The sequence below is a fragment of the Pseudomonas sp. ME-P-057 genome, assembly GCF_030208975.1.
GTDB lineage: Bacteria > Pseudomonadota > Gammaproteobacteria > Pseudomonadales > Pseudomonadaceae > Aquipseudomonas > Aquipseudomonas lutea.
Window position 1 is genome coordinate 204,649 of the sequence record NZ_JARVSX010000001.1, and the last position, 13,426, is coordinate 218,074.

13 protein-coding genes are annotated in these 13,426 nt (G+C 59.6%); 1 reads left to right on the forward strand and 12 read right to left on the reverse strand.

Going from position 1 to position 13,426, the window contains the following annotated elements; translation table 11 throughout:
* Positions 1 to 24 precede the first annotated feature (24 nt).
* From QRN48_RS00940 to exbB, 6 genes are all read right to left on the reverse strand, one after another.
* Positions 25 to 1,419 (reverse strand): HDOD domain-containing protein, encoded by a 1,395-nt coding sequence (locus tag QRN48_RS00940; protein WP_037016734.1) that lies wholly within the window; start codon positions 1,417 to 1,419, stop codon positions 25 to 27.
* Positions 1,420 to 1,506: 87 nt separating this feature from the next.
* Entirely contained in the window at positions 1,507 to 3,582 is a 2,076-nt protein-coding gene (gene recG, locus QRN48_RS00945; RefSeq protein ID WP_285348404.1) for an ATP-dependent DNA helicase RecG, read from the reverse strand.
* Positions 3,583 to 3,590: 8 nt separating this feature from the next.
* Positions 3,591 to 4,520 carry a hydrogen peroxide-inducible genes activator gene (locus QRN48_RS00950; RefSeq protein WP_037016729.1) on the reverse strand — a complete coding sequence of 310 codons (930 nt, stop codon included), beginning with the start codon at positions 4,518 to 4,520 and terminating at the stop codon, positions 3,591 to 3,593.
* Positions 4,521 to 4,611: 91 nt separating this feature from the next.
* Positions 4,612 to 5,355 carry an energy transducer TonB gene (locus QRN48_RS00955; protein ID WP_037016726.1) on the reverse strand — a complete coding sequence of 248 codons (744 nt, stop codon included), beginning with the start codon at positions 5,353 to 5,355 and terminating at the stop codon, positions 4,612 to 4,614.
* The gene (gene exbD / locus QRN48_RS00960; protein ID WP_037016723.1) at positions 5,352 to 5,777 is read right to left on the reverse strand and encodes a TonB system transport protein ExbD; all 426 of its coding nucleotides are present in this window, start codon (positions 5,775 to 5,777) and stop codon (positions 5,352 to 5,354) included. The genes QRN48_RS00955 and exbD overlap by 4 nt, the downstream gene beginning before the upstream one ends.
* 3 nt (positions 5,778 to 5,780) lie before the next feature.
* The gene (exbB, locus tag QRN48_RS00965; RefSeq protein WP_037016721.1) at positions 5,781 to 6,758 is read right to left on the reverse strand and encodes a tonB-system energizer ExbB; all 978 of its coding nucleotides are present in this window, start codon (positions 6,756 to 6,758) and stop codon (positions 5,781 to 5,783) included.
* 212 nt (positions 6,759 to 6,970) lie between these two features.
* Here exbB and QRN48_RS00970 point away from each other — a divergent pair, with 212 nt between their 5' ends.
* Positions 6,971 to 7,831 (forward strand): SDR family oxidoreductase, encoded by an 861-nt coding sequence (locus QRN48_RS00970; protein ID WP_191944165.1) that lies wholly within the window; start codon positions 6,971 to 6,973, stop codon positions 7,829 to 7,831.
* A gap of 129 nt (positions 7,832 to 7,960) precedes the next feature.
* Here the strand turns inward: QRN48_RS00970 and QRN48_RS00975 are convergent, their stop codons facing one another.
* The 6 genes from QRN48_RS00975 to QRN48_RS01000 form a co-directional block, all read right to left on the reverse strand.
* Complete coding sequence (locus QRN48_RS00975) at positions 7,961 to 8,698, reverse strand: hypothetical protein (RefSeq protein ID WP_037016715.1); 738 nt, start codon at positions 8,696 to 8,698, stop codon at positions 7,961 to 7,963.
* 57 nt (positions 8,699 to 8,755) lie between these two features.
* On the reverse strand, positions 8,756 to 9,136 hold the full coding sequence (ridA, locus tag QRN48_RS00980) for a deaminase RidA (protein WP_037016713.1): 381 nt from the start codon (positions 9,134 to 9,136) through the stop codon (positions 8,756 to 8,758).
* Positions 9,137 to 9,160: 24 nt separating this feature from the next.
* Positions 9,161 to 11,269, reverse strand: a complete 2,109-nt coding sequence (spoT, locus tag QRN48_RS00985; RefSeq protein ID WP_037016710.1) for a bifunctional GTP diphosphokinase/guanosine-3',5'-bis pyrophosphate 3'-pyrophosphohydrolase — start codon at positions 11,267 to 11,269, stop codon at positions 9,161 to 9,163.
* A 60-nt stretch (positions 11,270 to 11,329) separates the two neighbouring features.
* A complete protein-coding gene (gene rpoZ, locus QRN48_RS00990; protein ID WP_025257879.1) occupies positions 11,330 to 11,593 on the reverse strand; it encodes a DNA-directed RNA polymerase subunit omega in 264 nt (87 codons plus the stop codon).
* 128 nt (positions 11,594 to 11,721) lie between these two features.
* Positions 11,722 to 12,342: a guanylate kinase gene (gmk, locus tag QRN48_RS00995; protein ID WP_037016705.1), complete on the reverse strand. Its 621-nt coding sequence runs from the start codon at positions 12,340 to 12,342 to the stop codon at positions 11,722 to 11,724.
* Positions 12,343 to 12,355: 13 nt separating this feature from the next.
* Positions 12,356 to 13,219, reverse strand: a complete 864-nt coding sequence (locus QRN48_RS01000) for a YicC/YloC family endoribonuclease (RefSeq protein ID WP_037016702.1) — start codon at positions 13,217 to 13,219, stop codon at positions 12,356 to 12,358.
* Positions 13,220 to 13,426: the final 207 nt, after the last annotated feature.

A 13,426-nucleotide genomic window follows, 5' to 3' on the forward strand; every position in this document is an offset into this window, starting at 1 on the left:
AAGGCGCCGCTGGATACTCGGAAATCAGCTGAACTGGGCAGCCAGTTCGCGCAACAGCACCTCGGCCTCCAGCACTTTCTTCACGACGTCCTGAGCCTTCTCGCGAGAGAGCTTCAAGCGCTCGAGCAGTTCGTCCGGGATGGCCTCCATCGGGCCTGAACCGATGCCTTCCTTGCGCAGCAATCTCACCGCGAGACACACCAGGTTCGCGTATTTGTGATGCTCGCCTGCGTAGTGAGGATCGTGCTGGAAGCGCAGAGCGATGACCAACTCTTCCGGCATGTCCCAATTGCGCATCAGCCACGAACCGATCTGTTCGCGCGTGATGCCCAGCAAGTGCTGCTCGACGAAGCTGTGATGCAAATGCGGGTTCACTTCGATCTGACGGCAGATCAGCGAAAAGTGTGGCGGAAATACGTGTGCGAGCAGTAAGTAACCAAAGTTGTGAAGCAACCCGGCAAGGTATGTAAGCCCGTTTTCCGGGCGCTCGGCGCGCGGCATGGCGCGTGTGAGGCCCTCGATGATCGCGGCGGTATAGATTGACTGCTGCCAGTAAGGGGTCGCCTGCTGCGGGTGATCCTTGGGCAACGCCAGGGTTTTGCCCAGCGCAAGGCCAAGTGCAAGGTTGATGACCAGATCAAAGCCCAGTACCCGAACGATCGCGTCTTCTACCGAACGGATTTTGCCGGCCGAGCCGTAGTACGGTGACGCCGCCCAGCTGACAACCTGTGCAGCCAGTGCCGGATCGGTCTCGACCACGCCGGTGATGTCATCAATGGTGGCGTCGGGGTCGACACGCAGTTTGATGATCTTCTGCGCGGTGTCGGCCAGCGGCGGGATTTCAACCGTAGATTCCAGGCGCTGCTGAATGCGCCGGGCGGTGAAGTTCTGTACAGCCTTGGTGATCTCCTCGCGGTCGTCATCGGGACGTGTGAGGTTAGGAATGACAGACGTCACTGGTTCGCCAAAGCGGGCGGCGCTTGCCTTGGCCAATAACGTTTTGAAGTCTTCGCTGCTGATTTCCAGCAGCAGGCCCGGCTCGCCCGAGTCGATCAGAACGGTAGAACCCGACAGAATGCGTTCTTCATACAGACAAGGCGAGCTGGTCAAGGATGGCAGGCCGGGCAGCGTGCCCAACTTATGCTTGATCAGCATGAGGTCGAGCGACTCTTTAGGCACGGCTTTCAACTTGCGACCGGTCAACTCGGTGATGCGATTGAGATCGAGCAGCTGGTTTTGCGGAAACAGGATGAACAGCGCGCCAACCGAGTCATCAACCAGGATGGCCTGCACCTTCTGATCAAGAGGCAAAGCCTCGTTGTCAGTCACTTCCTGGAAGTTGATGGCGGCTTTGCCGAGCAACTGCCGAATGACAGCAGGGCAGTGTGGGGTCGCGTCGATGTGGGCAGCTTCTGTCATGGCCTGTATCCAGATTCCTACAATTGCTGAAGTATAACCAGCTTGGTTGTTATAGAGGTGAGACACGCTGATGGAGCGAAGACTGCATCACACTTGCCCGTACTGCTGACCGTGGCGCAGCCAGCGCTCCAGCAGCGGGCTGACATGCTGTGGCCAGCGTTCGAGCAGCGCCTGTGCGGCGTCTCGTACCGCAGGAAGCAAATCAGCATCGCGCATCAAATCGGCGACTTTGAACTGTAGCAGCCCCGTCTGGCGCGTACCGAGCATCTCACCAGGACCGCGCAGTTCCAGATCCTTCTCGGCAATAACGAAGCCATCGTTGGTTTCACGCATGATGCCCAGTCGCTGACGACCAATCTGCGAAAGCGGCGGATGGTAGAGCAGCACGCAGTGACTGGCCGCACTGCCGCGACCGACCCGCCCGCGCAATTGGTGGAGCTGAGCCAGCCCCAGACGTTCCGGATTTTCGATAATCATCAGGCTCGCGTTGGGGACGTCGACACCCACTTCGATGACTGTCGTCGCAATCAGCAGCTGCAAGTTGCCCTGCTTGAATTCGGCCATGACAGCGGCTTTCTCGGCCGCCTTCATGCGCCCGTGAATCAAGCCGACCTTGAGCTCGCCCAGCGCGCTCGTCAACTCCTCGAATGTCGTCTCGGCCGCCTGGCATGTCAGCTCTTCCGACTCCTCGATCAGTGTGCACACCCAGTACGCTTGCCGACCCTCGGCGCACGCATTGCGCACCCGCTCGACGACTTCAATACGCCGGCTGTCGACCACCAGAACGGTGTTCACCGGGGTACGACCCGGTGGCAGTTCGTCAAGTATCGAGGTGTCCAGGTCGGCGTAGGCGCTCATCGCCAGCGTGCGCGGGATAGGGGTGGCAGTCATGATCAACTGATGTGGGCACATTGAGCCGCCCACACCTTTTTTGCGCAAAGCCAGACGCTGCTGAACCCCGAAACGGTGCTGTTCATCGATGATGACCAACGCCAGGTTCTTGAATTGCACCTCGTCCTGAAACAAGGCATGGGTCCCGACCACCATGGGAGTGCCACCGGCAATCTGCGCCAGGGATGCCGCGCGTGCCTTGCCTTTCAGCTTCCCGGCCAGCCAGGCGGTTTCTATGCCAAGCGGCTCCAGCCAGCGGGTGAAGTTGATGAAGTGCTGTTCCGCGAGGATTTCGGTCGGTGCCATCAGCGCAACTTGATAGCCCGCTTCGAGAGCTTGCAAAGCCGCAAGTGCAGCGACAACCGTCTTGCCAGCACCCACGTCGCCTTGAATAAGCCGAAGCATCGGCTCGGGCTGACTCAGGTCGTAGGCGATTTCGTTACCGACGCGCTGCTGCGCGCCTGTGGGCGGAAATCCGAGGTTGGCGAGGAATTTCTTTGGCAAGCACTTGGCCGCCGGCAGTGCAGGCGCGCGTTGGGAGCGAAGGCTTTCGCGCAGGCGTTGCTGGGAGAGTTGGTGGGTCAGCAACTCCTCGAACGCCAACCGGTGCTGCGCCCAATGGTGGCCCAACGCAAGCTCTTCAACGTCGGCATCGGCGGGAGGGTTGTGCAGGTAATGGATGGCGTCAGCCAGCGGAGCCAGTTGGTAATCGCGTGCCAGCTCGTCCGGCAGCCAGTCGGGCAGGCTTTTGGGTCCGAGCATCGACAGGCTTTGCTGGCACAACTGCCGCAGTCGCTGCTGAGTCAGGCCTTCGGTGGTCGGGTAGATGGGAGTCAGCGTTTGCTCCACCGGGACGGGTTCGTCGCCAGTGATCGCGCGATACTCCGGGTGGTAGATCTCAAGTCCTGACGCGCCGGGCCTGGCTTCGCCGTAGCACCTCACATGAGTGCCGCGCTTGAGGCTGTCTTTCTGGGCATTGCTGAAATGGTAAAAGCGCAAGCTCAACACACCCGTGCCGTCGCCGAGTCGGACCAGCAAGCTACGGCGCTTGCCCATCACCACGTCGGCGCCGCTCACCACGCCTTCGATCACGGCGTCCTGGCCCGGGCGCAATTGGCCAATGGGCACAACCCGGGTACGGTCCTGATAGCGCAGCGGCAGGTGGAACAGCACGTCCTGAATGTTCTCAAGACCGACTTTCGACAGCTTTTCAGCCATGGCCTCGCCGACGCCTTTCAGCGCCGTGACCGAGACATGAGACAGCTCCGTCATACCGTCAGTCAGCTCGCTTCAGCCTGCGCTTTGGGACGAGCCACGGAGCACAGACGAATTGAGTCAGCCAGGATTTCGATGGCTTTCGGCCGAGGGAAGCTGGCGCGCCAGGCGATTGCCACCGTGCGGAACGGCACAGGAGGCGACAGCGGACGCACTTCGATCACGCCGGGCGCGTAATGATGGCTATCGACCGCTGACATCGGCAGGATCGAGACGCCCAGTCCGGACGCGACCATGTGGCGGATGGTTTCCAGCGAACTGGACTCTACGGTGGTGTGCTTGGCAGCGTCGCCGCCTTTGACCAGCGTCGGACAGGCTTCAAGCACCTGGTCCCGGAAACAGTGGCCTTCACCCAGTAACAGCAGACTTTTGTCATTGAGCGCGGAGGCATCAATGGTTTTCTTCTGGGTCCAGGGGTGGTCGGCAGGCATCAGCACGTAGAACGGCTCGTCGTAGAGCGACATGGTCAACACGTCTGCTTCGTTAAACGGCAACGCAATGATAATCGCGTCGAGCTCGCCATTACGCAGCTTGTCGCGCAGTACGTGCGTGAAGTTTTCCTCGATGTACAACGGCATCTGCGGGGCAACCCGGTGCAGTTGAGGGATCAGATGAGGAAAGAGGTAAGGGCCGACGGTGTAGATCGCGCCAACTTTGAGGGGGGCGGTCAGCTGATTCTTGCCGGTCTGAGCCAGTTCGCGAATGCCTTGAGCCTGTTCAAGCACCTTTTGCGCTTGAGCGACGATGCCTTCGCCAACCGGGGTCAGACGTACGGCGCTCTTGCTGCGCTCGAAAATCAGCACACCGAGTTCATCTTCCAGCTTTTTGACGCCCACCGACAGGGTCGGCTGGCTGACATGGCAGCGTTCGGCGGCGTGGCCAAAGTGCTGCTCTTGAGCGAGGGTAACGATATAGCGCAATTCTGTGAGGGTCATAACGTGCGTCCATGAAGTTGCGGCCCCAGCATAGCGGGTGCAATCGATAGACGCACGTTATCAACCCGTCGCGACTGACAAAATTATCGTTTCAGCGCTTATCGAGTGAATAAACGAAAGGCGCTACGACTTCCAGCGATCCATTCTTCAATAATTCCGGTGGTGGCTTGGGCAACGGCTGGGCGCGGCGGATCATTTCCAGCGTTGCGCGATCCAGCGAAGCACTGCCCGAACCTCCTGCCAGCTCGTAGGACAATACACGGCCCTCACCGTCGACCACGAAGCGCAGACGGCTGGTGCCTTGCATGCCCCGACGTCGCGCGTCTTCCGGGTAGCGCTTGAACTTGCTCAGGTGGCTTAGCAATTCACCCTGCCAGGTAGGTAATGCATTGCTTGGCGGGGTGGGTGCGGCCGGCTGCGGTGAAGCGGACTTCTCCGGCTTGGCGTTGGACGGCGGGGCGTCCAGCGGTTTGTCGTCTGCCGGCTTCTCTTCCTTGGGAGGCTCGACCTTTTTCACAGGCTTGGGCGGCTGTGGTTTGGGCTTGGGTTTGACCGGTTTGGGAACGGCGATCTCAGCCTTTGGCGCTTCTGCAATGGGCGGGATCGGCAGTTGCTCTTCGGGCGCAGGCGGCTGTGGCGGCTGCACGACTTTGGGCGGTGGTGGTGGCGCTGGCTCCGGCGCAGGTGCCAGCTCGACCATCATGGCTGCTGGCGGCAGTTCGATGGCCTGCGAGGACGGCCAGCGCAATGCGACGATGATCGCCACGGCATGGACCGCCAGCACCAACAACAGACTACCGCTATAGCGCGTCAGTTTTTGGCGCGTATTGATCATTTCTTACCAACCGTCTCAAGACCCACCAGGCCCACCTTCAGGTAGCCTGCGCCGCGCAGGGCATTCATGACGTCCATCAGGTCGCCGTAATCCACGCCCTTGTCGGCCTGGAAGAAGATGGTGGTGTCTTTCTTGCCCTTGGTTTTGGCATCCAGCACTTGGCCGATCTGCTCGCGTGCGACCTTTTCATCGCCCAGGTACAAGCTCTGGTCCGCCTTGACGCTCAGGAAAACGGGCTTCTCGGGTCGAGGAGCAGGTTTGGCTGTGGACGCCGGCAAGTCGACTTTGATGTCTACCGTCGCCAGCGGTGCTGCGACCATGAAGATGATCAGCAGCACCAGCATGACGTCGATGAACGGCGTTACGTTGATTTCGTGGTTTTCGGCGAGCTCGTCGTCGCCTTCTTTCAAATGCAGGCCCATGGTTTACCCCATTTTTACCATGTGCGGTGGTTGGCTGCGCTCGGCCGCAGGCTGGTGATCCAGATCTCGGCTGACCAACAAGAGAACCTGCGCCGAGGCGTCGGAGACTTGAGCCTTGTAACCGGCGATGGAGCGGGCAAAGACGTTGTAGATGACTACGGCAGGGATCGCAGCAACCAGGCCCAGTGCAGTGGCCAGCAATGCTTCAGCGATGCCGGGTGCAACCACGGCAAGGTTGGTGGTCTGGGTTTTAGCGATGCCGATGAAGCTGTTCATAATCCCCCAGACGGTGCCGAACAGGCCTACGAACGGCGCAGTCGAACCGATGGTGGCGAGGACGCCAGTGCCCATGCTCATGTTGCGGCCACAGGCTGCGACCAGTCGCTCAAGACGGAAAGCAACGCGTTCCTTGATGCCTTCGCGCTCACGCGTGTTGACCGACAGGCGCATCTCTTCCATGGCGTCGTGCACAAGCAAATGGGAAAGGGTGCCTTCTTTCTTTGCCCCTGCGCTGGCTTCGTCCAGGTTGCGCGCACGTTTCAACGCTGCAATCTCGCCGCGCAGACGGCGCTTGGCGCCCAGCAACTCGAAGCCCTTGGCAATCCAGATAGTCCAGGTAATCACCGACGCAATGGCCAGGCCGATCATCACTGCTTTAACGATGATGTCAGCGTTTTTGTACATGCCCCACGGCGAGAGATCGTGGGACATGCCCAGGCTGTTATCTTCCGCGGCAGGCTCCGCCGGATCAGTCGGGGCAGAAGCCGGTGTCAACTCTTGAACGGTTGGCGCTGCTGCAGGGTCAACCGGTGTGGCCGCTGGTGTCTCGGCCTGCACCGCTGGTTTCTGCGCGGGGGCAGTGGAGTCAGCGAGGGCGACAGGCGTCAGCATCAGGCTTAAAAGCAGCGCGGCAAAGGCGCGACCTGCCCGTGGCAGACCTCGATTGGCGATTGACGAAGCGGGAGTTTGAATAGGTGTCATGCTGGCCCGACCTGATATAAAAATAGGTGTTCGTTCTGAGAGCGTCACGCTGGCGCGAGGCGAGCGGAGGAGAACAAAGGGTCGCCATTATTGCAAGTAATTCTTGTTAACAAAAGTAAGAGCGTCTCTTTTTTCCTGAGAATGCTTCCCAATGGTCGGTTTTAAAGTCCGATTTACGGGCCGAAATTCAACAAATGATGGGGAGATTGGACATGTCAGCGCCATCCGTTCTGATTGCTGGATGTGGCGATATCGGGAGCCGGCTCGCCTCCCAACTGTTGCCCGACGACTGGACCGTCTATGGCCTGCGGCGGTCAATAGAGAAATTGCCCACGGGTGTACTTGCCGTCAGTGGCAATCTGTTCGATGCCCGTATTCCGGCGCACTGGCCGGAGGGCCGGCTGGATTTTCTGGTCTATTGCGCAACGCCCACCGAGCGGGATGAGGCGGGCTACCGAGCTGCTTACGTGGACGGACTTCGACACGTGTTGGGGTGGAGCGAACGCAGCGGTCAGAAACCAAAGCGTCTTATATTCGTCTCCAGCAGCAGTGTGTACGGGCAGCAACAAGGTGAGTGGGTCGATGAAACGTCGCCTGCTGAAGCCACCGGCTTTTCCGGCCAGGTTATGCGCGAGGCAGAGCAGGTTGCTCTGGAGAGCGGAGTCGCCGCCACCATTGTCAGGCTTACCGGCATCTACGGTCCGGGGCGTAGCGATTTGATGAACCGTGTACGTCAAGGCTATAGCGTCGCGAGCGAGCCGCCGCTGTATGGCAACCGTATTCATGCTGATGACGCAGCCGGACTGCTGGCGTTTTTACTGCGCGCCGCGGCAGATGGCAAGGTGCTGGAAGACTGCTACATCGGCGTCGATGATGCGCCGGTGCCCTTGGCTGAAGTGGTCGACTGGTTGCGAAAGCGCCTGGGCGTCACCGAGTGGTCGGATGCAAACAGTGTGCGGCGCACCGGGAGTAAACGTTGCAGCAACGCCCGCATCAAGGCGCTGGGCTGGAGACCCCGTTATGCGACGTATCAGGAAGGGTATGAGGCGATGCTGGCAGACCAGCCGAACTAGTCTGCTTTGGCGCCGACTGGTAGGACCGGCTTTAGCCGCGAAGGCGTCCGTCTTAACAACCGGGAAATTGAGGTCGCAGGTACTGGCCTCTTCCCGGCTGAAGCCGGTCCCACCATGTGTACGCGATAGTCAGTTCTTCTCAAGCACCCAGCGTCGCTCACCCGGGCGCAAATCAGGCATCTCGGTTGCCTGTGCATTGTTCACTGCCTGGAAGAGCTCAAGCTGCTTGCCGTTGCGAACGAAGATCCACGGATTACCGCGCTCGTCCTTTTCCAGCCACATGCTGTCGTACTCACCGCTCATGGCCGCGCAGTCGCCTGCAAGGCACAGCGCGTAGCGATCATTGCCCGGTAACCCACTGACGCTGCCGTCTGGCAGGAATTCCACGGTACTGCCCTGGCCGTCGCCGTTGACGATCGTCCATTTGCCGCCCAAATAAGCGGTATAAAGCGCGCGCTCGAAGCTGGTGCCAGGTTGCGCTCCGGCAGGCGGTGCTTCCTTCGGCGAACGGAAGTGCTGTTCTGGACCTGTGTCGCTGGCGCGCTGCACCAGATCGTCACCTTTGATGGTCAACTCATCCGACGCATTGCCATAGAAATCGACCCGCAACTTGCCGTCGGCGTTACTGGCAATCTTGCCTTCACTGAGCTCGAAGCCGTTGGACGCAGTGGCTTGGCCTGCCTTGGTGTTGATGTTCCATTCCAGATTGGGGCCGTAAGCCAGTAACGCTTGCCGCAAATTGCCGCCTTGAGCTGCGGCGTCGATTGCAGCCTGGTTGATCCAGGTGCCGTCCGGCGTTTTGTTGGAGTGGCTGGCGCAGCCGCTGAGCAGTGCTGCCAGAAGCGAGAGGGCAAACGCAACGCGCATAGGCGGAGTCCTTCCTGTGCAGAGGAGGCGGAGCGTGCATGAGCTCCGCACCGGGATTTACTCGACGACCAGTATGGCGTCCATTTCGACCTGAGCGCCACGCGGCAGCGCAGCGACACCGATGGCGGCACGCGCCGGATAGGGCTGCTCGAAGTACGTGCCCATGATCTCGTTGACCTTGGCGAAATGGCTCAGGTCAGTCAGGAAGATGTTCAGCTTGACGATGTCCTTGAACGAACCGCCTGCGGCCTCAGCTACTGCTTTGAGGTTTTCAAAAACCTGAACGGTCTGGGCTTCAAAACCCTCGACCAGCTCCATGGTTTTTGGGTCCAGCGGAATCTGTCCCGACATGTAGACCGTGTTACCGGCCTTGATCGCCTGAGAGTAAGTGCCGATGGCGGCAGGGGCCTTGTCGCTGGAGATGACGGTCTTGCTCATGAATAACTCCTGTTAGCGGTTTGACTACGCGCGCATGCGAGTAATGCGGATCACGCCAGCCAGGGCGCGCAGCTTCTTGATCACGCGTGCCAGATGCACTCGATCATGCACACTGACCACCAGTTGGACCACGCTGATGCGACCATCGCGTTCATCCATACTGATTTTTTCGATATTCCCGTCGGCCGCGTTGACGCTGCTGGCAAGCAAGGCGATCAGGCCGCGTTGATGCTCCAGCTCGACACGCAGCTCGACGTTGAACTCGCCGGTAACGTCTTTCGCCCAGGACAGCTGGATGCATTTTTCGGGGTTATGACGGATTTCCGTGATGTTCCGGCAGTTGTCCAGGTGGACCACCATGCCCTTGCCTGCGGACAAGTGGCCGACGATAGGGTCACCCGGAATCGGCGTGCAACACTTCGCATAGCTGAGCACCAGACCTTCAGTGCCCCGAATGGCCAACGGCCCCTCGGCATTTGGCAACTGGTCGCCTTCGCTGGCGAGCAATCGCCGAGCCACCACATACGCCATGCGATTGCCCAGACCAATATCTTCGAGCAGGTCTTCGATGACCTCTACTCTGTACTCGGCGAGGACCAGGCGTACGCGTTCGGCCGGAATCTTGTCCAGCGTGCTGTCGAAGCCGTTGAGCACTTTGTTCAACAGCCGTTCGCCCAGATTGATCGACTCCGACCGACGCTGCAGTTTGAGCGCATGACGGATGTGCGTCCGGGCTTTGCCGGTGACGACAAAGTTGAGCCAGGCCGGATTCGGACGGGCGCCGGGTGCACTGACGATTTCGACTGTAGAGCCGCTCTGCAAGGGTTCGGACAGTGGAGCCAGACGGCGATTGATACGGCAAGCAATACAGCTGTTGCCAACGTCGGTATGCACTGCGTAAGCGAAGTCCACTGCGGTGGAGCCCTTCGGCAGCTCCATGATCCGCCCCTTCGGGGTGAACACGTACACCTCGTCCGGAAACAGATCGATCTTCACGCTTTCGATGAATTCCAGCGAGTTGCCGGCGCGCTGCTGCATCTCCAGCACGCCTTTGACCCACTGCCGTGCCCGAGCGTGAGTGCTCTTCGGCTGTTCATCGCCCGACGACTTGTACAGCCAGTGCGCAGCGATGCCATTGTTGGCCATCTCCTCCATTTCGCGGGTGCGAATCTGGATCTCGATCGGTACACCGTGCATGCCGAACAGGGTGGTGTGCAGTGACTGATAGCCGTTGGCTTTCGGAATCGCGATGTAATCCTTGAACCGGCCGGGCAGTGGTTTGTACAAATTATGTACAGCGCCCAGTACGCGGTAGCAGGTATCCACCTTGTCAACGATGATCCTGAACGCATAAACGTCCATGATTTCGTTGAACGCACGACGCTTGCCACGCATCTTTTTATAGATGCCATACAGGTGCTTCTGGCGACCGCTTACTTCGCCTTCAATGCCATCAACCGCCAGGCAGTGGCTCAGCGACTCTTCGATTTTGTTGACCAGCTCTTTGCGATTGCCACGGGCACGTTTGACCGCCTGCCCAATGCGCGACGAGCGCATCGGGTACATCGCCTTGAAGCCAAGGTCCTCGAATTCGATACGCACGCTGTGCATACCAAGACGGTTGGCAATAGGCGCGTAGATTTCCAGGGTTTCTTTGGCGATGCGCCGGCGCTTCTCGCCGGACAGCACTTCCAGCGTGCGCATGTTATGCAGGCGGTCGGCGAGCTTGACCAGAATCACACGGATATCCCGCGCCATGGCCATCGCCATTTTCTGGAAGTTCTCGGCCTGAGCTTCGGCCTTGGTCTCGAAGTTCATCTGGGTCAGCTTGCTGACGCCATCGACCAGTTCGGCCACCGTTTCCCCAAACTGGGCGCAGAGCGCTTCTTTGGCGATACCGGTGTCTTCGATCACGTCATGCAGCATGGCGGCCATCAGGCTCTGATGGTCCATGTGCATGTCGGCAAGGATGTTGGCCACCGCCAGCGGATGCGTGACGTAGGCTTCGCCGCTGCGACGACGTTGACCGTCGTGGGCTTGTTCGGCGTAGAAATACGCTCGGCGGACCAGGTTGACCTGGTCTGCGCCGAGGTAGGTCGAGAGGCGATCGGCGAGGGCGTCTATGCTCGGCAAGATAAAACTCCTTGCCGAAGGCTGTGACCCTGCGCCTTGCAACGTCGACCAGGCATAGGCTTAGACGGCCTCGCTGGACTCGTCCTCGAATGCGGCGAACAGTGGTTCATCTTCAACGATTTCGGCTTCTGCAATAACAGCGTAATCCATCAGGCCAGCCGCGATTTCGCGCAGGGCCACCACGGTTGGCTTGTCGTTTTCCCATGCCAGCTTGGGCTCTTTGCCACCGGTCGCCAGTTGACGCGAGCGCTTGGTGGCGAGCATGACCAGCTCAAAACGGTTATCTACATGTTCCAGGCAGTCTTCAACGGTCACGCGGGCCATGGGTATTCCTCGTAGCAAATGCGATATGCGCGGTGCCCGAATGGGCGAGCGGACTCGACAGTCTAAAAAATCACCAGCGTTTAGGGAAGCGCTGATTTGCGATGACTCGGTTTCCCGAGCAAAACCGGTCAGGCCAGAAGCTGCGCGAGCAACTGGCTATGACGCTGTTGTTGGTGCTCCTGACTCAACAGGTTGGCGCGAAAGATCGCTTTGAGGTCTTCGAGCGCCGTGGCGAAATCATCGTTGATCACGATGTAATCGTATTCTGCGTAATGGCTCATCTCGCTGACCGCTTCGCGCATGCGACCTTCGATGATCTCGTCGCTGTCCTGACCACGATTGGTCAGGCGCTGACGCAGGGCCTGCTGAGTCGGGGGCAGGATGAAAATCGAGCGAGCATTCGGCATCAGCTTGCGCACTTGCTCGGCACCTTGCCAGTCAATCTCCAGAATCAGGTCGTGGCCTTCATCCAGTGTTTGCTGCAAATGGCTCTGCGAGGTGCCATAGAGGTTGCCAAACACCTCAGCCTGTTCGAGAAAGTCGCCGTGCTCGATCATCCGCACGAACGCGGCGCGATCAACGAAGTGATAGTTCACGCCGTCCACTTCGCCCGGACGCATGGCCCGGGTGGTGTGGGAAACCGACACGCGAATTTGCGGTTGAGCGTTGATCAAGGCGTTGACCAGGCTGGTCTTGCCCGCGCCCGATGGGGCGGAAATAATGTAAAGGGTGCCGGTGCTGTGGGTCATGTTGGGGGTGGCCTTACTCAATGTTCTGCACTTGTTCGCGCATCTGCTCGATCAACACTTTAAGGTTGACTGCGGCTTGCGTGCTTCGAGGATCGAAGGCTTTGGAGCCCAGCGTGTTGGCTTCGCGGTTGAGCTCTTGCATCAGAAAATCCAGCCGGCGTCCGGCCTGTCCGCCGGCTTTGAGCACGCGACGGACTTCAGTGACGTGAGTGCTCAACCGGTCGAGTTCTTCGGCGACGTCGCTTTTTTGCGCCAGCAGAACCATCTCCTGCTCCAGGCGCTGGGGGTCGAGCTCGGCCTTCATGTCGGCGAAGCGATCAAGCACCTTTTGGCGCTGGGCCGCGAGCATTTGCGGTACCAGATTGCGTAACGTCGCAACCTCGGTTTTGATAGAGGTCAGCCGCTCGTCGAGAAGTCTCGACAGATCGGCTCCCTCACGGGCGCGGCCAGCTTTGAGTTCGTCCAGCGCCTCATTGAACAGTCCCAGCGCGTCGTTGTTCAGGGCTTGTGGGTCAGCGGCGTCTGCGACCAGTACGCCTGGCCAGGCCAGTACTTCAAGGGGGTTCAGCGCGGCGGGCTGCTGGATCAGGCTGGCAACGATTTCAGCTGCTGCCACCAGCTGACCTGCGCGCTCGCGATTGACCTGCAGCGGCTTGCCTGCGGACTCCTCGGTAAAGCGTAGCGTGCATTCGATCTTGCCCCGTGACAGGCCTTGACGCAGAGCTTCACGCACGGCGCCTTCCAGGTCACGAAACGATTCCGGCAGACGCAGGTGAGGTTCGAGGTAACGGTGATTGACCGAGCGCAGTTCCCAGCTCAGCGTGCCTTGTGGGCCGGCTCGTTCAGCGCGGGCAAAAGCCGTCATGCTGTGCACCATGGGACGTACCTCTATAAATTCAGGCGTTATAAATTCGGGCGATTGCGGGTAGCCGGTCTGGCACGAGTGCCTGGCGCACGTCGAGGAAAACGACTGGCTGTAAAGGCGCAGGATTGTAGCTCAGTGCGAGGTGTGCGCCCAAATGTGGCATTGTCGCAAGCGATGCGCGGTGTCTTGACTCGGCGTATGGCCGCGCCGTTTTACGGG

Coding starts and splice junctions, on each gene's coding strand:
- QRN48_RS00940 (WP_037016734.1), bottom strand. CDS start 1,419: ATGACAGAAGCTGCCCACATCGACGCGACCCCACACTGCCCTGCTGTC.
- recG (WP_285348404.1), bottom strand. CDS start 3,582: ATGACGGAGCTGTCTCATGTCTCGGTCACGGCGCTGAAAGGCGTCGGC.
- QRN48_RS00950 (WP_037016729.1), bottom strand. CDS start 4,520: ATGACCCTCACAGAATTGCGCTATATCGTTACCCTCGCTCAAGAGCAG.
- QRN48_RS00955 (WP_037016726.1), bottom strand. CDS start 5,355: ATGATCAATACGCGCCAAAAACTGACGCGCTATAGCGGTAGTCTGTTG.
- exbD (WP_037016723.1), bottom strand. CDS start 5,777: ATGGGCCTGCATTTGAAAGAAGGCGACGACGAGCTCGCCGAAAACCAC.
- exbB (WP_037016721.1), bottom strand. CDS start 6,758: ATGACACCTATTCAAACTCCCGCTTCGTCAATCGCCAATCGAGGTCTG.
- QRN48_RS00970 (WP_191944165.1), top strand. CDS start 6,971: ATGTCAGCGCCATCCGTTCTGATTGCTGGATGTGGCGATATCGGGAGC.
- QRN48_RS00975 (WP_037016715.1), bottom strand. CDS start 8,698: ATGCGCGTTGCGTTTGCCCTCTCGCTTCTGGCAGCACTGCTCAGCGGC.
- ridA (WP_037016713.1), bottom strand. CDS start 9,136: ATGAGCAAGACCGTCATCTCCAGCGACAAGGCCCCTGCCGCCATCGGC.
- rpoZ (WP_025257879.1), bottom strand. CDS start 11,593: ATGGCCCGCGTGACCGTTGAAGACTGCCTGGAACATGTAGATAACCGT.
- gmk (WP_037016705.1), bottom strand. CDS start 12,342: ATGACCCACAGCACCGGCACCCTTTACATTATTTCCGCCCCATCGGGC.
- QRN48_RS01000 (WP_037016702.1), bottom strand. CDS start 13,219: ATGGTGCACAGCATGACGGCTTTTGCCCGCGCTGAACGAGCCGGCCCA.